Source organism: Paenibacillus sp. KACC 21273 (assembly GCF_028736095.1).
In the GTDB taxonomy this organism is placed as follows: Bacteria; Bacillota; Bacilli; order Paenibacillales; family Paenibacillaceae; genus Saccharibacillus; species Saccharibacillus kyungheensis.
Map to the genome: position 1 here is coordinate 1,658,235 of NZ_CP117876.1, position 18,920 is coordinate 1,677,154.

The 18,920-nt window shown below is 39.3% G+C and carries 14 protein-coding genes; all 14 read left to right on the forward strand.

Annotated elements, in window-relative coordinates; all coding sequences use genetic code 11:
- Positions 1-120 precede the first annotated feature (120 nt).
- The 14 genes from PQ460_RS07575 to murD all read left to right on the forward strand — a co-directional run bounded on the left by PQ460_RS07575 (position 121) and on the right by murD (position 18,914).
- Complete coding sequence (locus PQ460_RS07575; protein WP_273613092.1) at positions 121-1,788, forward strand: peptide ABC transporter substrate-binding protein; 1,668 nt, start codon at positions 121-123, stop codon at positions 1,786-1,788.
- 245 nt (positions 1,789-2,033) lie between these two features.
- Positions 2,034-2,966 (forward strand): ABC transporter permease, encoded by a 933-nt coding sequence (locus PQ460_RS07580; protein WP_274172251.1) that lies wholly within the window; start codon positions 2,034-2,036, stop codon positions 2,964-2,966.
- A gap of 48 nt (positions 2,967-3,014) precedes the next feature.
- Complete coding sequence (locus PQ460_RS07585) at positions 3,015-3,890, forward strand: ABC transporter permease (protein ID WP_273616336.1); 876 nt, start codon at positions 3,015-3,017, stop codon at positions 3,888-3,890.
- Positions 3,891-3,911: 21 nt separating this feature from the next.
- Complete coding sequence (locus PQ460_RS07590; protein WP_204823264.1) at positions 3,912-5,684, forward strand: ABC transporter ATP-binding protein; 1,773 nt, start codon at positions 3,912-3,914, stop codon at positions 5,682-5,684.
- A gap of 182 nt (positions 5,685-5,866) precedes the next feature.
- The gene (bshC, locus tag PQ460_RS07595; protein ID WP_274172252.1) at positions 5,867-7,513 is read left to right on the forward strand and encodes a bacillithiol biosynthesis cysteine-adding enzyme BshC; all 1,647 of its coding nucleotides are present in this window, start codon (positions 5,867-5,869) and stop codon (positions 7,511-7,513) included.
- A gap of 41 nt (positions 7,514-7,554) precedes the next feature.
- Positions 7,555-8,814 (forward strand): adenosylhomocysteinase, encoded by a 1,260-nt coding sequence (locus PQ460_RS07600; RefSeq protein ID WP_274172253.1) that lies wholly within the window; start codon positions 7,555-7,557, stop codon positions 8,812-8,814.
- A 279-nt stretch (positions 8,815-9,093) separates the two neighbouring features.
- Positions 9,094-9,531: a division/cell wall cluster transcriptional repressor MraZ gene (gene mraZ, locus PQ460_RS07605; RefSeq protein WP_274172254.1), complete on the forward strand. Its 438-nt coding sequence runs from the start codon at positions 9,094-9,096 to the stop codon at positions 9,529-9,531.
- A 20-nt stretch (positions 9,532-9,551) separates the two neighbouring features.
- Positions 9,552-10,517: a 16S rRNA (cytosine(1402)-N(4))-methyltransferase RsmH gene (rsmH, locus tag PQ460_RS07610; RefSeq protein ID WP_273613088.1), complete on the forward strand. Its 966-nt coding sequence runs from the start codon at positions 9,552-9,554 to the stop codon at positions 10,515-10,517.
- Positions 10,518-10,535: 18 nt separating this feature from the next.
- A complete protein-coding gene (locus tag PQ460_RS07615) occupies positions 10,536-10,952 on the forward strand; it encodes a hypothetical protein (protein ID WP_273613087.1) in 417 nt (138 codons plus the stop codon).
- A gap of 16 nt (positions 10,953-10,968) precedes the next feature.
- A complete protein-coding gene (locus PQ460_RS07620; protein ID WP_274172255.1) occupies positions 10,969-13,452 on the forward strand; it encodes a penicillin-binding transpeptidase domain-containing protein in 2,484 nt (827 codons plus the stop codon).
- A gap of 111 nt (positions 13,453-13,563) precedes the next feature.
- Positions 13,564-15,051: a UDP-N-acetylmuramoyl-L-alanyl-D-glutamate--2,6-diaminopimelate ligase gene (locus tag PQ460_RS07625; protein ID WP_274172256.1), complete on the forward strand. Its 1,488-nt coding sequence runs from the start codon at positions 13,564-13,566 to the stop codon at positions 15,049-15,051.
- Entirely contained in the window at positions 15,051-16,457 is a 1,407-nt protein-coding gene (locus PQ460_RS07630; RefSeq protein ID WP_274172890.1) for a UDP-N-acetylmuramoyl-tripeptide--D-alanyl-D-alanine ligase, read from the forward strand. Before PQ460_RS07625 ends, PQ460_RS07630 begins: the two co-directional genes overlap by 1 nt.
- 6 nt (positions 16,458-16,463) lie before the next feature.
- On the forward strand, positions 16,464-17,432 hold the full coding sequence (mraY, locus tag PQ460_RS07635; protein WP_204823273.1) for a phospho-N-acetylmuramoyl-pentapeptide-transferase: 969 nt from the start codon (positions 16,464-16,466) through the stop codon (positions 17,430-17,432).
- 3 nt (positions 17,433-17,435) lie between these two features.
- A complete protein-coding gene (gene murD, locus PQ460_RS07640) occupies positions 17,436-18,914 on the forward strand; it encodes a UDP-N-acetylmuramoyl-L-alanine--D-glutamate ligase (RefSeq protein ID WP_274172257.1) in 1,479 nt (492 codons plus the stop codon).
- Positions 18,915-18,920 lie beyond the last annotated feature (6 nt).

An 18,920-nucleotide genomic window follows, 5' to 3' on the forward strand; every position in this document is an offset into this window, starting at 1 on the left:
ACAGTTTTATATAAAATAACGAAAAAAAGATGATTTTTTAAATATAAGTTATAGATTTTTTTGACCACTGGTTGTATAATTTAAAAGCATATACCACATTTTTTAGGGGGAAACTGCTAGATGAAGAGAAAAAGTTGGTTAGTACTTATGGCGCTTGTCATGGCGTTCGGAACTTTGCTTGCAGCTTGCGGCAGCGGTTCTAGCAACACAGGAACAAGTGGAGAATCAGGAGATGGCACTACAGCAGCAGCTCAAGACTTACACATTAACATGAGCGCTGAGCCTCCAACGTTTGATCCAGCTCAGGCAAAAGATAGTCAAACAAACACTGCCTTGAGACTAATGTATGAAGGTCTTACACGTCCAGGTACAGATGGTAATCCTGTTCCAGGCGTTGCTGAAAAATGGGATGTTTCTGAAGACGGATTGAAATATACTTTCCATCTTCGTGATAATGCACAATGGAGTAACGGCGAACCTGTAACAGCTAAAGATTTCGCTTATGCTTGGGAACGCGTTCTAAGCCCAAAAACAACTCCAGCATCTGAGTACGCTTACCAACTTTATTACATCAAAAATGGACAAGAATTCAACGAAGGAAAAGTTAAAGATTTCGCTGATGTTGGTGTTAAAGTCGTAGATGACAAAACACTAGAAGTGACTTTGGCTAATCCAACTTCTTACTGGTTGGGATTGACTTCTTTCTACACGTACTACCCTGTTAATCAAAAGAATGTAGAAGCTAACCCACAATGGGCTTCTAAAGCGGATACAATGATTACTAACGGTGCATTCAACTTAACAACTTGGACAACAGGTCAAGAATTGGCTTGGACAAAAAATGCTAAGTATTGGGATGCTTCTAGTATTAAATTAAATACAATCACTTCTTCATTGGTTAACTCTGGAGCTACTGAGTTCTCAAGTTACCAAAGTGGACAATTGGATTATGCTGGAGCACCTACTGGTGAAATTCCAACAGACCAAATTCCAGCTGCAAAACAACAATACCCAGATCAATTCCAAGCTAAAGGTATTGCAAGTACGTACTACTACTTGTTTAACGTTAAAGAAAAACCATTTAACAACTTGAAAATCCGTCAAGCATTCTCTATGGCGATCAACCGTCAAGCGATTGTAGACAATGTAACATTGGGTGGACAAATTCCAGCTTATGGTTATGTACCACCAGGAATCAAAGGTAACAACGAAGAATTCCGTACAGAGTACAAAGATAGCTACTTCACAGAAGATGCTGCTAAAGCTAAACAATTGCTAGCTGAAGGTATGAAAGAAGAAGGTTATACTACTCTTCCTGAAATTACTTTGATTTACAACTCTAGTGAAGCTCACCAAAAAATTGCTTTGGCAATTGCTGATATGTGGAAAAACAATCTTGGTGTAAGTGTTAAAACACAAAACCAAGAGTGGAGCGTGTTCTTGGATAATCGTCAAAGTGGTAACTACCAAATCGCACGTGCAGGTTGGACAGCGGATTATAACGATCCTATGACTTTCTTGGATATGTGGATGACTGGTAATGGCAACAATGATGCAAAATACAGCAATCCTGAATATGACAAATTGTTGAAAGATGCGCAAGCAACTCAAGATAATGCTAAACGTATGGATGATATGTCTAAAGCAGAAAAAATTCTAGTGCAAGATGATATGGCTATGATGCCAATCTATTACTACACTAGCGTTTCATTGGTTAAACCAAATCTTAAAGGTATATTTGTAGACTTTAGTGGTGCAATTGACTTTACTCGTGCTTATTTCCAATAATTAAGTAAGATTTCGGTTTAATGATTGCAGCGGGATATGTATGTGTGGATTCTCCATCCATATATATCCCGTTTTTGCGTGTTTATCATTTTTCCATATATTGCTATTCTAAACATGATAATTTCAAGTTCTACTTGTTATCTATTAGATGAAGTTTTAAAATGAAAAAGTTGTTGAATAATGACGAGCTGTTTTTAAACATATTCAATAAACTAGAAAATGTGATAAAGGAGGTTCTTGGGGAAATGGTTCGTTATATCGCCAGTAAATTTTTGTATATGCTGTTATCATTGTTCATTTTGGCATCAGCTACATTTTTCCTGATGAAAGCTATACCTGGTAATCCGTTTATGTCAGAAAAAAATGTACAGCCTCAAATCAAAGAACGTCTAATGGAGCAGTATGGATTAAATAAACCAATTGCTGAACAGTATTTACAGTACCTAGGAAATTTAGTTAAAGGTGATTTGGGGATTTCGATGAAATACCAAAATCAGGAGGTTACACAACGTATCGCTGATACATTCTCACCTTCATTACAAATCGGTATTTTCGCTATTATTATTTCGATTGTAGCGGGTATTGTATTGGGATTAATCGCTGCACTTTACCATCGCAAATTAATTGATAATATAGCTATGATTATTGCTGTATTAGGTATCGCTGTTCCGAGTTTTGTATTGGCAACATTGATCCAGTATATTTTTGCGTTAAAACTAGGTTGGTTTGATGTTATGGGCTTTAATGAACCAAGTGACTTTGTACTTCCAGTTATAGCACTTGCTGTTCAACCGATTGCATTTATAGCACGATTAACTCGTTCAAGTATGCTAGAAGTATTGAATGCAGATTATATCAAAACAGCTAAAGCAAAAGGTCTAAATGGTTTTACTATTATGACTAGACACGTTGTACGTAATGGTATTCTTCCAGTAGTTACGTATGTAGGTCCTATGACTGCAAATATCGTAACGGGTTCTGTTGTTATCGAGCAAATCTTCGGTATCGGCGGTATTGGTAGAGTATTCGTAGATAGTATTACTAACCGTGATTATACAATGATTATGGGCGTAACTATTTTCTATGGTGTGTTGTTGATGCTTGCTCGTTTTGTTACAGATATTTTATATGTGCTGGTAGATCCGCGGATCAAATTATCAGGTCGGAAGGGGAGCTAAACGTTGTCAGCTAGCGGAAACAAAAACAATCAAAATGCGACTACAGATGTGGTCGGCGAACCAATCGCACTGCAACAGGAAAGTATCTCTTTATGGCAGGATGCTTGGATTCGTTTAAAAGGCAATAAAGTAGCTATGTTTAGCTTGGGTACTTTGATTCTTATTATTATCGCTTCGATCGTTGGACCAATGATCTCTGCTTTTAACTATTACTCTAATGATTTGATGAATACCAATAAGCCACCTTCTGGAGTTCACTGGTTTGGTACAGATAACCTTGGACGTGATATGTGGGTTCGTACCTGGATGGGTGCACGAATCTCTCTTATCGTAGGTTTGGCAGCAGCAGCAATTGACTTAATTATCGGTATTATTTATGGTGGAATCATGGGTTACTTCGGTGGCCGTGTAGATAACATTATGAACAAATTTTCCGAAATTCTTTATTCTATTCCTTACTTGCTAGTTGTTATTCTATTGTTGGTTGTATTTGAGCCAGGTTTGGGAACAATTATCGTTGCTTTGACTGTAACAGGTTGGATTACGATGTCCTGGATTGTTCGTGGTGAAATTATGCAACTGAAAAGTAGAGACTTCGTATTAGCAGCTCGTTCTATGGGTGCAGGTGCTGGACGTCAATTGTTCAAACATCTTTTGCCTAATGCTTTGGGTCCTATTATTGTTACTGTAACTCTTTCTGTACCAAGTGCTATCTTCTCTGAAGCATTTTTGAGTTTCTTGGGTCTAGGTGTACAGGCTCCTGTCGCTTCATTGGGTTCTATGATCAATGATGCATTAACAGGATGGAATTTGTATCCTTGGCGTATGTGGTTCCCGGCTGCTCTAATCTGTTTGACAATGCTTGCATTTAACTTGCTAGGCGACGGTCTTAGAGACGCTTTGGATCCAAAATTGAGAAAATAAAATCTATAGGAGGTGGAACAAGTGGAGAAAATCTTAACAGTAAAGAATTTAAGCGTATCCTTTCAAACGCGTGCTGGTGAATTTGATGCGGTAAAAGATGTCAATTTTGAAATTGGCAAAGGCGAAACGCTAGGTATTGTTGGGGAATCCGGTAGTGGTAAGAGTGTAACAGCTCAAACAATTATGCGTCTGATTCCTTCTCCGCCTTCTAAGATCAAAAGTGGAGAGATTGAATTCCTAGGTCAAAGTCTACTTGCTAAAACGGATAAACAAATGGAAGCAATTCGTGGTAAAGATATCGGCATGATTTTCCAAGATCCGATGACTTCCTTGAATCCAACAATCAAAGTAGGTAAACAAATTACAGAAGTATTGCGTAAACATCAAAATATGTCTTCTGCTCAAGCTAAAGAAAGTGCGCTTGAAATGTTACGACTGGTTGGTATCAAAAATTCTGATGTTCGTTTTAATCAATATCCTCACCAATTCTCTGGTGGTATGCGCCAACGTGCGATGATTGCAATCGCTCTAGCTTGTCGTCCATCATTGCTAATTGCGGATGAGCCTACAACAGCACTAGACGTAACGATTCAAGCTCAGATCCTTGATCTGATGAAAGATATGCAACAAAAATTGGGTACTTCAATCATTTTGATTACCCATGACCTTGGTGTAGTAGCAGGTATGTGTGATCGCGTGGTTGTTATGAAAGAAGGCGATGTTGTTGAAACAGGAACAACTGCTGAAATTTTCAAAAACCCTCAACATCCATATACACAACGTTTGCTTAATGCATTGCCACGTTTGGATGAGCCTAAAAAACCAAAATTAGCATCTGCTAAACTTAATCTAGACCCACGTAAACCGTTGGTTGAAGTAAAAGGATTGAAACAGCATTTTAATCTAGGTAAAGGTAATATCCTTAAAGCGGTTAATGACATTAGCTTCAACATCTACGAAGGTGAGACACTTGGGGTTGTAGGAGAATCTGGTTGTGGTAAATCAACAACAGGTCGTACGATTCTTCGTTTATACGAACCTACCGGTGGAAGTGTGAAGTTTAACGGAACAGACATTTATGATCTGTCTCCACGCAAAATGAAAAACATGCGTAAAGATATGCAAATGATCTTCCAAGATCCGTATGCTTCTTTGAACCCTCGTTTTAATATTATGGACATTATCGGTGAGTCTCTAGATATTCATGGTCTGGTGAATAGCCGTGCTGAACGTAAAAAACGTGTAGAAGAATTGCTGGATATGGTAGGCTTGAACCCAAGTCATGCTCTTCGTTATCCGCATGAATTCTCCGGTGGTCAAAGACAACGTATCGGGATTGCGCGTGCACTTGCTGTAGATCCTAAATTTATTATCTGTGATGAGCCATTGTCTGCTTTGGACGTATCGATTCAAGCACAGATTGTTAAATTGCTAGAAGAACTACAACAACGTCTTGGATTGACTTATTTGTTTATTGCGCATGATTTATCCATGGTAAAACATATCAGTGACCGTGTAGCGGTTATGTATATGGGTAAAATTGTAGAATTAGCTGAAAGTGAAGAACTGTATGCTAATCCTCTACATCCTTACACCAAAACTTTGCTATCTGCGATTCCTATTCCTGATCCAGAAGTGGAAGCAAATAAACGTAGAATCTTATTGCCTGAAGAACATCTTGCGGCTTCTCAAGAAGCAGCAGCAACTTTGGCAGCTAAAGATCCGTTTAATTTAGAAAATTCTCAGTTGATCGAAGTATCTGAAGGTCACTGGGTATCTCAACCTTCTGCTTAATTTATACTTTCAAATCAAAAACCGCCATTTGCTGGCGGTTTTTTGGTTGTTACTAAAAATATTCAAATATTTTAAGAATAGCTTTTGACTAAACAGTACTAACTTCGTTACAATCAAATAAGATTTAATAAGTTACGATTAGTAACAATCAAAAGCAATAGCGATGAGGAGGACTTCACCCCATGAATGTGATTCCGGAGAGCCTACCCGCGAATCAGCCGCTCGCTGAGCGGTACATCAATGATTTTGCATCGGTAAGCAGTTTGTATAATATGAATGTCTCTGATCCACAAACATGGATCAAACGTGCAGAATGGCTGGATCAGAGTAAAGACTCCCGAATCGACCGTGGAGCTTTAGTTGACTGCTTAACCATATATAACGGTAAGTACAATAATCATGAAGCTGTACAGCAATCTTTAACAACACTACGAACAGATGAAGCACTTGTGATGGTAGGTGGACAACAAAGCGGACTATTTACAGGCCCATTGTTAGTCATTTACAAAGTGATTACATTGTTAGCATCTGCGCGTGAAGCATCGCAGCGCCTACAACGTCCAATCGTACCTGTATTCTGGATAGCAGGTGAAGATCATGACTGGGATGAAGTGAATCATACGTATCTACCTGATCAAGATGGAGCGGCTGTCAAAATTCGCTTAGATCATGAACGTGGTGGACATTCACCGGTGAGTCGTACATTTATTCATGAACAGAATACCGAACATATTTTGAATCAATTTGAAAGTCTGTTACCGGATACTGAAAATAAAAATCAATGGACACAGACATTGCGAAATATTATGGAGCATGCTACAGATTTGAGTAGTGCATTTGCTGAACAATTGGGTCTTTTATTTGGCCGTTTTGGATTGGTACTCATCGATTCAGATGATGCTGCTATTCGTCGCTTAGAAATTCCAGTATTTCGTCAATTGATAGAACATAATGATAAATTGACTCAAGCATATATGTCTGCTGCTGAGCAAGTAAGACAGTATGGATATGAAGAACAAGCAACAGTAGATGAAGAAAGTGCTAATTTGTTCTATATCCATAGTGATGAAGTATATACCAACGAACGTTTGTTATTGTTCAAACGCAATGGGATGTTTACAGATCGTAAAGGATTAGTTGTTTTTACTAAACAAGAGTTGTTACAGTTGTTAGAACAATATCCAGAACGGTTTAGCAACAATGTATTAACACGTCCTTTGATGCAGGATTCATTGTTCCCTGTACTTAGTACCATTTTGGGAACAGGCGAGATTGCATATTGGGCGTTAACAAAACAAGCATTTCCTGTCTTGAATCTACAAATGCCTCCGATTGTTCCTAGAATGTTATTTACAATGGTGGAAGAAAAAGTTAAAATTTTGATGCAACAGTATCAATTAACATTTGATGATGTCAGACAACGCTTTGATGATATTCGTCAGACCTGGTTAAGTGAGCAAGAAGATTATCATTTAGAAAAAAGATTCACTACATTCCGCGAGCAATTTCAACAATTGTATGCGCCTTTTGTAGACTCTTTGCATGAGATCGATCCTTCATTACCGCATCTCGGAGAAACGACTCAGCATAAGATTGATTTGCAAATTGATTATTTGTACCGCAAAAGTCAAAATGCGATAGCACGTCAACATCAGACAGGATTACAACGTTTGGATCGAATCGCGTATGCGTTGTATCCGTTTGGCAAGCCGCAAGAACGTACGATCAACAGCTATTACTATCTTGGACGTTACGGAGAGCGCTGGATCGATCAATTGTTAACCCTTGAGCCTGATTTTAACGGTTCGCATCGTCTTGTTTATTTATAAAAATAGGTTATCTATTCCAACTAACAAAGGAGAACTGTACAATGACATCATCTATTCAAGCAAGTATTGTTGCCGATATGGCACTTGCTCCTGAGGGACATCTTAAAATTGATTGGGCATCTTCTCATATGCCGGTATTAAATCGTATTCGAGCAGAATTTGAAAGAGATTTGCCTTTCAAAGGTTTGAATGTAACGATCTGTTTGCACTTGGAGGCTAAAACTGCTTATTTGGCTAAAGTTATCCAAGCCGGTGGAGCTAATGTCACTATTACAGGTAGCAATCCCTTGTCTACACAAGATGATGTATGTGCAGCTTTGGTAGAAGACGGTATTACTGTATTTGCAAAATATAATCCAGGTGTTGAAGAATATAAAAGCTTAAACTTAAAAGCGTTAGAAGCGAAGCCTGATCTGATTATTGATGATGGTGGCGATCTGATTACATTTTTGTATGGAGAACGTCCTGATCTATTATCAACAATTCGTGGTGGAGCAGAAGAAACCACAACTGGAATCATCCGCTTAAAAGCTTTACAAAAAGAAGGAACTTTGAAAATTCCGATGGTTGCTGTAAATGATGCGTATTGTAAGCATTTATTTGATAACCGTTATGGAACAGGACAATCCGCTTTTGATGGTATTATTCGTACAACCAACTTAATTATCGCAGGTAAAACAGTTGTAGTAGTAGGTTATGGCTGGTGTGGTAAAGGTATAGCGATGCGTGCTAAAGGTTTGGGTGCTAATGTTATCGTAACCGAGGTTGATCCAATCAAGGCGGTAGAAGCACATATGGACGGCTTTGGTGTGATGCCGATGAATGAAGCCGCCAAGCATGGTGACTTCTTTATTACAGTAACAGGAAATAAAAGTGTTATTGCAGGCGAGCACTATGACGTGATGAAAGATGGCGCTGTGATTGCAAATGCTGGACATTTTGACGTTGAAGCGAATAAGCCTGATCTAGCAGCTCGTTCTCAATCGATTCGTACAGTTCGCAAAAATATTGAAGAATACAAATTGACTGATGGACGCCGTATTTATCTTCTTGCAGAAGGTCGTCTGGTTAACTTGGGAGCAGCAGATGGTCATCCTGTTGAAATTATGGATATGACTTTTGCTTTACAAGCCGTAGGTCTTCGTTATGTAAGCGAACACTATGAGCAGTTGGAAGCAGGAGTAATCAGTGTCCCTTATGAACTGGATGAACAAGTGGCACGATTTAAACTAGAAAGTCTAGGTATTCATATTGATACATTGACTGAAGAACAAAAATTATATTTAGATAGCTGGTCGTAATCTGCAAGCAATCTCAATATATTTAAAAAATAAAATAAAAGTTACTCATGCATAACAAAAAGAACTGATTTTTCCGATAAAGAGAAATCAGTTCTTTTTTATGCCTATTTTTGCAAATGAATTGGCTGATTTACATAAAATAAAATTTTTCAGTATTTTTCTAAAAAAAAATGATATTAAAAAAGGATTTTGATTTTCTGCGTCGAATCTATTATGCTTATGGTAGTGGTGGATAGTGGGACAAAGTGGGAGACTATGGTTAAGAGGAGTGAAACGTCAATGTTTATGGGAGAATTTCAACATAGCATTGATGAAAAAGGTCGGATTATTATTCCCTCCAAATTTCGTGAAAAACTCGGAACTTCGTTTGTAGTCACCCGCGGATTGGATCATTGTCTATTCGTCTATCCTATGGAGGAGTGGTCCCTCCTTGAGCAAAAGCTCAAATCTCTACCGCTGATGAAAGCGGATGCCCGTGCATTTAGTCGTTTTTTCTTCTCCGGTGCAACCGAAGTGGAATGGGATAAGCAGGGCAGAGTCAATCTGCCGGGAAATTTACGGCAGTATGCCAAACTCGAAAAAGAGTGTGTTATTATTGGCGTTTCGAATCGGGTAGAGATTTGGAGTAAAGAAACATGGTCAGAGTATTATGATACTTCTGAACAATCTTTTAATGAAATTGCAGAAAAGCTGGTTGATTTTGATTTCGACCTGTAATCGTCCGGGAGGTTTACATCTTGTTTCATCACATCACAGTATTAAAAGAAGAAGCGACAAAAGCACTTCAGGTTAAGCCTGATGGTATTTACGTTGACTGCACACTCGGGGGAGCTGGTCATAGTTCAGTTATTGCTGCTGAACTTGGAGCAGGCGGAAGACTAATAGCTTTTGATCAAGATGATACGGCACTTGCCAATGCGAAAATAGTACTTGCACCTTATGAAGATCGAGTAACGTTGATCAAAAGCAATTTCCGTCAATTGGAAGAGTCGCTATTGGCAGCAGGAGTACCGGTCAAAGATGGAGTTCCGCAAGTAGATGGCATTTTGTTCGATCTTGGCGTTTCTTCACCTCAATTCGACGACGGTGACAGAGGATTCAGCTATAACCATGATGCAACTTTGGATATGAGAATGGATCAATCTGCCGAACTCACAGCCAAAACTATAGTGAATACCTGGCCGGAAGAAGAAATCGCCCGCATTTTATATCGATATGGTGAAGAAAAATTTTCAAGACGGATTGCTAAAGTCATTGTTGCCAAGCGAAGTATCCAGCCGATCGAAACAACGGGGGAACTGGCTGAACTTGTCAAAGAAGGCATTCCAGCAGCAGCAAGAAGAACAGGGGGACATCCTGCGAAACGGAGTTTTCAAGCACTTCGTATTGCTGTAAATGATGAATTAGGTGCTTTTGAAGAAGCTCTTCATCAAGCAGTACGTTGTCTAACGCCTGGGGGAAGAGCAGCGGTTATCACGTTTCATTCTTTAGAAGACCGTATTTGCAAACAAATTTTTGCAGAATACGTGGAAAAAAACGTCTCACCACCTGGTTTTCCAGTCTATGTTAGTACTGGTGGAGAACTGAAATTGATTAATCGCAAACCAATCCTTCCTTCGGAAGAAGAATTGGAAGAGAATTCGCGTGCAAGATCGGCTAAATTGCGTGTTGCCGAAAAGGTGGAAAAACAAACGAAAACTTAATTTAGAGGAGACGGATCAATGGCTTATACGCGCGGCAATCTAGCTGTCAAAGAACAATCGGCTGAAAAAGCTGCTCGACGATATCGTGAGACTACAAAGGTAGTCCTACGTCGTAGCGCACTTCCAACGAAAGAAAAGCTGCTTTATTTGATGACTATCATTTTTTGTGCGACAGTAGCAAGTGTAATTGTTTTTCAATATGCACATATCTATGAAGTGAATAAAAATATTCAAAGTATGGATAGTGAAACGGCAAGTATTAAAAAGCAAACGACACAAAACGAAATTCGCAAATATTCGTTACAAGATCAAATTGTTGAACGTGCCACTGCTCTAGGTTACATAGAGCCTACGGATACGGCTCCGATCCAAGTATCTCGGGTAAAGGGAACAGAAGCAACAACCTCGACGACGGATGAGACACAAGGCAAGTAAAACGGGGGAAACAACAGTGAATAAGAGAATAAAACTTCGTACTTTATTTATAGGGGGATGTATTACCCTCTTTTTTGCTGTACTGATTATTAAAGTATTCTGGCTACAAGTGGTTCAAACAGGTAACTGGACTGACAAAGCTATTAAACAATGGACAGCTAACAGTGATATTTCAGCTAAGCGTGGTACGATTACAGACCGTAATGGTAATGATCTAGCAATGGATGCTCCGGCTTATAATGTTGCTCTTAATCCTAAAATCATCGCTGAGTATGGGATTAAAAGTGATGTTGTAAGCCAGCTTCACGCTATTTTAGGCACCGATGAAACAGAAATTGAAAAGCAAGCCACTTCTGTATTGACCAGTGGAGATAATATCGGTCAACTTCGTACTTGGCGTGAGCTCAATTCAGGTGGTCGTCTAATCGATCAAGAAAAAGCTGATCAAATCAATGCTTTTATCAAACAACTAAAAGAAAAAACTGGTCAAAAATGGGATGTTGGTGTGTATTTAAGCGCTGATTCCAAACGCTTTTATCCTAAAAACGAATTAGCGGCTCATGTTATTGGTTATACGAACAAAGATGGCAATGCTGTTGCGGGAATTGAAGCATATTATGATGAAAAGCTTAAAGGGACAGATGGTCATATTCAATATCTTCGTGATAAACAAGGAGATAAATTACCAGATTCCAAAGATGTCTATACTCCTGCTAAAGATGGAGATAATCTGACGTTAACGATTGATGAGACAATTCAGTATTATATTGAACAAGCTATGAAAGATGCTTATGAACAATTGAAACCTGAAAGTATTACAGTGATTGCAGCAGATCCTAATACGATGGAAATTCTAGGTATGGCAAATATGCCAACTTTTAATCCTAATAAGTTTAATGAAGTTACCGATCCTAAAGATTTCCGTAATCTGGCTGTCAAAGCGATCTATGAACCAGGTTCTACATTTAAGATTGTTACTCTTTCTGGAGCAGTACAAGAAAATTTATTCAATCCTAATGCTACTTATCAATCAGGTTCTATTCAAGTAGGAGGTACAACACTGCATGACTTGAATCATAGTGGATGGGGAACGATTAGTTACTTAGAAGGTCTGAAGCGTTCAAGTAATGTAGCTTTTGTTAACCTTGGTTATAAGATGCTTGGTGCAGAACGTTTGCGTAAATATATTGATTCGTTTGGATTTGGTGAACAGACAGGCATCGAATTGCCTGGTGAAGCTAAAGGTGCTATTACTTTCCATCCTAATATTCCGACAGAAGTAGCAACTGCTGCTTACGGACATGGATTAGTACAGGTGACACCGATTCAACAGTTAGCCGCTATTTCTGCGGTAGCCAATGGTGGGAAATTATTAACACCACATCTAGTCAAATCGATCACTGATCCCAATACAGGAGTCACTGAAAATACACAGACTAAAGTCGTTCGTCAAGTCGTTGACCCGTTAACTTCTGAGAAAGTACGTGGTTATCTGGAACAGGTCGTTTCGGATCAGGAAATTGGAACAGGTCGTCATGCTTATATTGATGGTTATCGTGTTGCAGGTAAAACAGGTACTGCTATTAAAGTTATCAATGGTAAGTATGATTATACGAAGCAAGTGGTATCTTTTGTAGGATTTGCACCTGCTAATGATCCTAAGATCGCTATGATCGTAGTGATTGACCAACCGTCAGATTCGAAGCTAGGCGGAGGTACAGCAGCAGCTCCGGTATTTAAAAAAATCGTGAGTCAAGTGTTGCCTTATATGGGTATTTCTAAAGTCTTTGACGATGGTGAAAAAAAACCTAAAGCAGAAGTGGATTCTAAAAAACTAATGGCTTCCTATACTGCTCCTACACTAACAGGTAAAATGCTTGCAGATGCGAAGAAAAAATTGCTTGCAGATGGTATTTCCTATACAACAGTAGGATCAGGTACAAAAGTCGTCAAACAGTATCCAGCTAGTGGAGCAGCTATGACAGGCGGACAAACCATTTATTTGATGACAGAAGATCCAACCAAAATGAGTATTCCTGATCTAAAAGGTGAATCGTTGCGGGATGCTCTGCAAATCTTATCGTTGATGAAAGTAGAAGTAACAGCGACAGGCGAAGGATATGTATCTGAACAGGTAGAGTCTTCTAGTAGTGGTAGACGATCTGTAACACTTACACTTAAATCTGCTCGAGCAACAGTCACAGGAGTCGATGATACAGAAGAAGATCCAGCGACTTCAGTTGAAGCCACCACACCAAAAGATGGAGCAACAGACAGTACAGAATCTACATCTTCTGAAGGGTCTTCAACAGACAAAGATACTTCTACAAATCCAAATGCTACAGAATCAAAAGATACAACATCTTCCGATACCAAAACAGATTCTGGCACTACCACTGAAAGCAGTACGGATAGTAAGGGTAAATCGGAAAGCAGTACAGAGCAAAGCCCTACAAGTAGTCTTAAAATTCCAGAGCCTACCGGGGCGCCAACGAATTAATGTAATCTACGATCACCCGGCATCATCAGCAAAGATAGAGTGCAATTGACTCTATCTTTTGTCTGCTATTTGTCGGGTATCGTTATTAATATTTAGAAAAGAGGTAAAACTATGCTTTTGTCAGAAGCAGCACATCTGCTGATCACATCTCAAGTGCTAGGTGATGTTCACACAAAAATATCCGGTATGGAGATTGATTCTCGCAAAGTGAAGTCAGGTGATCTGTTTATCTGTCTGCCTGGTTTTACAGTAGATGGACATGATTATGCCGCTCAAGCGATTCAAAAAGGTGCTACTGCTTTAGTAGTAGAACGTCAACTTGAATTAGATATTCCACAATTGATCGTTAGTAGTTGTCGTCACGCGATGGCTGTATTATCTGATCATTTTTTTGAATATCCAAGTAGAACGTTAAATATGATCGGAATTACAGGAACAAATGGTAAAACCACAACTTCTTATCTGATTGAGCGTATTATGAATGATGCGCATATCAATACAGGGTTGATTGGAACTATTGAAATGCGTTATAACGGTACAGCAACATCTATGCCTCGTACAACACCAGAAGCGTTAGAATTACAACGTTTGTTACACGAAATGGTGCAAGCAGATGTGAAAAGTTGTGTGATGGAAGTATCCTCTCATGCTCTAGAGCAAGGAAGAGTAAAAGGAACAGATTACCGTACAGCTATTTTTACAAATATAAGTCAAGACCATCTCGATTATCATGAGACGATGGAAGAGTACATTGCAGCCAAAGGGCTGTTTTTTGCACGTTTGGGGAACCGTTATGAAATAGATCCTGCAAAGCGTAAATATGCTGTTTTGAACAACGACGATCCTGCTGCTGAATATTTCCGTAAAATTACAGCTGCAGATGTGATTACATATGGAGTCGATCATCCTGCCGATGTACATGCTTCACAGATTAGAATTACATCTCAAGGCACGACTTTCCAAGTGGATACGTTTAAAGGCAATACAGAAATCACACTTCAAATGGTCGGCAAATTCAATGTTTATAATGCTTTAGCAGCGATCACAGCTGCTCTCATTGAGAATATTCCGTTAGAACACATAAAGTCTAGCCTTGAACAGATTGCCGGTGTAGATGGGCGTGTAGAGTCTGTAGATGGCGGTCAACCTTTTGCAGTGATTGTGGATTACGCTCATACACCGGATGGATTGGAAAATGTATTGCGTACGATCAAGGAATTTGCAGAAGGTAATATCATTACTGTTTTTGGATGCGGTGGTGATCGTGATCGGAGCAAACGACCTTTGATGGGACAGATTGCTGCTAAATATAGTGATTATGTATTGATCACTTCAGACAATCCGCGTACAGAAGAGCCAGCTACTATTTTGGAAGATATTCAAAAAGGACTAGAAGAGCAACAGATTGCTACAGACAAATACGAATCTATTATTGATCGCAGACAAGCGATTGAAAAAGCGGTTGAAATGGCTAAGCCAGGAGATGTAGTATTGATTGCGGGCAAAGGTCATGAGACATATCAGATTATCGGTCAACAAACATTAGATTTTGATGATCGTTTGGTAGCCAAAGAAGCGATAAGGGGTCTTTACAAGTGATAAATACAACACTCGGTCAAATAGCCGATATATGTGGTGGACAGCTTCAAGGTTCAGCAGATGTTCGTTTAAAAGGCGTTAGTATTAACTCCCGTCAATTGGTTGAAGGCGGATTATTTATTCCTATCGTTGGTGAAAAGTTCGATGGACATAAATTTGTGACATCAGCGTTAACTGAAGGAGCGGTAGCTTCATTATGGCAACATGATCATGGAACACCACCGTCTGGAAATATAGTCATTGTTCAAGATACTCTACAAGCACTACAACAACTAGCTGAAGCGTATGTTCAACAAACAGGTGTAAAAGTAGTCGGTATTACAGGTTCGAATGGTAAAACGACAACAAAAGATATCGTTTATGCTTTGCTAGCAGAAGCTTATCAAGTGCACAAAACAGAAGGTAATTTCAATAATCATATAGGACTGCCTTTGACCATATTAGCAATGCCTGAACAGACTGAAATCTTGATTTTAGAAATGGGTATGAGTGGACGCGGTGAGATTGAACTGCTATCAAATATCGCTCATCCGGAGACAACAATTATTACCAATATTGGTGAATCTCATCTTCAGCAATTGGGAAGTCGGGAAGAAATCGCACGTGCCAAATTAGAGATTGTCAGTGGATTACGTTCAGAAGGCTTACTTGTCTATTTAGGTGATGAACCTTTATTAAAACAAATTTTGGCGGAACCCGCATTTGAGCAAAAAGAGATGCGTAAAATAACATTTGGGCTGGATCATACGAACAATGTGTATCCAACAGGGGTAATGTTTCAAGGCAAACATACTGTTTTCACAACAAATAGTGAAGCAGACGAAGCATGGACATTGCCTTTACTAGGTATGCATAATGTGACCAATGCTTTAGCAGCAATAACAGTAGCTCAACATTATGGGGTCACAGCAGAACATATCCGTCAAGGCTTATCCAAGCTACAACTTACAGGAATGAGAATTGAGATCATTCAAGGTCGTAATGGAATCACTTTGTTAAATGATGCTTATAATGCAAGTCCTACTTCAATGAAAGCCGCTATAGACGTATTAGGTAATCTCAAAGGATATCATCGTAAAATTGCAGTACTCGGTGATATGTTAGAGTTGGGCGAAGAGGAAGCGATATATCATCAAGAAGTAGGAAAATATATCGATGGACAAGCAGATCTGTTATTCACGTATGGTGTGCTTGGACAACAGATAGCTAATGGAGCTGCTAAAGTATTAGATGCTTCTCAGATTCATTCTTATCTTTCCAAACAAGAACTGATTAACGATCTATTGCAAATGGCTCAGGAGAAAGATGCTATCTTATTTAAAGCATCGCGCGGGATGAAGTTAGAAGAAGTCGTACAGGCGCTGATGCCTGATTCAACAAGTAACGCAGAGGCGCTGGAGGAGTAAAACGACATGGATTTTCGAATATTATTTTTAACAGCAGCAGTTTCATTTGTATTGGCAGTGATTGCTGCACCGCTTTTAATTCCGGTATTGCGCCGTATGAAGTTTGGACAGCAAGTACGTGATGATGGCCCACAGAGTCATTTGAAAAAAGCAGGTACGCCGACTATGGGCGGTATTATCATTATGATTGCTTTTACATTAGCGTATGTAAAATTTTCTGTAGTAGATACTAACTTCTGGGTGTTATTGGTGGCTACACTTGGATTCGGGTTAGTAGGGTTTTTGGATGACTTTATTAAAATTGGTTTAAAACGTTCACTTGGACTAACAGCAAAACAAAAGTTGTTTGGACAGTTGTTATTTTCTGCAATTGTCTGTTATATTTTGCTCAAAAGCGGACATAGCACAGCACTAGGTATTCCTGCTACATCGTTTTCATTTGATTGGGGTCCTTGGTTTTATTATCCATTTATTGTGATTATGTTGCTGGCGATCAGTAATGCGGTTAACTTTACCGATGGATTAGACGGATTATTGTCGGGGGTAAGTGCGATAGCTTTTGCAGCATATGCAGTAGTAGCGGTTCAAGCGACTTCACCTGCGGCAGCGGTATGTGCAGCAGCTATGATCGGTGCTGTGATCGGATTTTTAATATTTAATATGCATCCAGCTAAAGTATTTATGGGTGACATGGGTTCTTTAGGTATCGGCGGAGCGATTGGTGGCATAGCGATTGTAACCAAAAGCGAATTGCTCTTTTTAATTATTGGTGCTGTTTTTGTTATTGAATTGCTGTCTGTTGTAATACAGGTTGTATCTTACAAAACAAGAAACGGGAAACGAGTCTTTAAGATGGCACCGATTCATCATCATTTTGAATTGTCAGGTTGGTCTGAATGGCGTGTAGTAACTACATTCTGGGCAGTTAGTCTAGTATTAGCAGTGATCGGAATTTATTTGAGCAAGGGGTTGTAATACATGAATGATCCTGAAACATATCGTGGACAACAAGTGATCGTAATCGGATTAGCACGAAGTGGCGTAGAAGCAGCCAAAGCTTTGCATCGTCTGGGAGCCATCGTAACGGTTAACGATTTGAAGCCAAGAGAACAATCACCAGAAGCAGCAGAGTTAGAAGCTTTGGATATTCAAGTGATTTGTGGAGGGCATCCTGAAGGTTTGATTCATAAAGGGATCGCTCTTATGGTCAAAAATCCAGGTATTCCTTATACAGCTCCTCCAATCAAACAAGCACTCGATCTAGGAATAGAAGTAATCACAGAAGTTGAATTAGCTTATCGTATCTCTGATGTGCCTATGATTGGGATTACAGGATCTAACGGTAAAACGACGACAACAACTTGGGTAGGCAAAATGTTGGAAGCTAATCATCTTCATCCTATTGTAGGTGGTAATATAGGGATTCCATTATGTGAAGCTGTTAGTGACGCTCAGCCAGAGAATTGGATTGTAGCCGAATTAAGTAGCTTTCAATTAAAAGGCACACGTGATTTTAATCCGAAAATCGCTTGTCTGTTAAATGTAGCAGAGACACATCTGGATTATCATGGTTCGATGGATGATTATGTTTCTTCCAAACGTAAAATTTTTGAAAATCAAGGCAAAGATGACACAGCAATCATTAATTGGGATGACAGTTATTGTCGTAGCCTTGTGCCTTATATTCAAGCGGGTACTTTAATTCCATTTTCGATCACAGAGAATTTGGGCAATTATATAACAGCAGCCAAGCCATCCGCTTCAGCTACGCATTCACCATTATCAGCAGGATTATATGTATCTCCTGCCTATATTCCAGAAATGGAAGATGAATTACCGCGTACAATGATGTATTGTGATCAAGATGGAGAAGTGGCTATTTTACCTGTACATGAATTGGGTATACCTGGTCGTTACAATGTCGCCAATGCGTTAGCAGCTTGTGCAATTGCTATTACAGCTGGATGTCGTCCTCAAGATCTGGCTGATGTCTTACGTGATTTCCGAGGTGTAGAACATCGCTTAGAATATGTAAAAGAACATGATCAAGTGCAGTATTACAACAATTCCAAAGCAACCAATGCCAAAGCAACGATGACAGCATTATCCGCTTTTCAAGATAAAGGCATTGTACTGATTGCTGGTGGCCTGGATCGTGGTTCTGATTATATGGATTTGTTACCTGTATTTCAGCAACAGGTTAAAGCGTTAGTCGTTTTGGGACAAACCCGTCACAAATTAGCTAAAGTGGCAGAACTTGCTGGAATTACAAAAGTGCAAATTATCGAAGAATCAGAGCAACCAGAACTAGCTATCAAGCAAGCAGTAGAGCAAGCAGCAATGTTTGCTGAACCGGATAATATTGTATTATTATCTCCTGCATGTGCAAGCTGGGATATGTTCTCCTCTTATGAAGAACGTGGTCGTGCTTTTAAAGAAGCTGTACACCAGCTATAAGGTTCA

Coding starts and splice junctions, on each gene's coding strand:
- mraY (WP_204823273.1), top strand. CDS start 16,464: ATGGATTTTCGAATATTATTTTTAACAGCAGCAGTTTCATTTGTATTG.
- PQ460_RS07575 (WP_273613092.1), top strand. CDS start 121: ATGAAGAGAAAAAGTTGGTTAGTACTTATGGCGCTTGTCATGGCGTTC.
- PQ460_RS07625 (WP_274172256.1), top strand. CDS start 13,564: ATGCTTTTGTCAGAAGCAGCACATCTGCTGATCACATCTCAAGTGCTA.
- PQ460_RS07580 (WP_274172251.1), top strand. CDS start 2,034: ATGGTTCGTTATATCGCCAGTAAATTTTTGTATATGCTGTTATCATTG.
- PQ460_RS07600 (WP_274172253.1), top strand. CDS start 7,555: ATGACATCATCTATTCAAGCAAGTATTGTTGCCGATATGGCACTTGCT.
- PQ460_RS07615 (WP_273613087.1), top strand. CDS start 10,536: ATGGCTTATACGCGCGGCAATCTAGCTGTCAAAGAACAATCGGCTGAA.
- bshC (WP_274172252.1), top strand. CDS start 5,867: ATGAATGTGATTCCGGAGAGCCTACCCGCGAATCAGCCGCTCGCTGAG.
- mraZ (WP_274172254.1), top strand. CDS start 9,094: ATGTTTATGGGAGAATTTCAACATAGCATTGATGAAAAAGGTCGGATT.
- murD (WP_274172257.1), top strand. CDS start 17,436: ATGAATGATCCTGAAACATATCGTGGACAACAAGTGATCGTAATCGGA.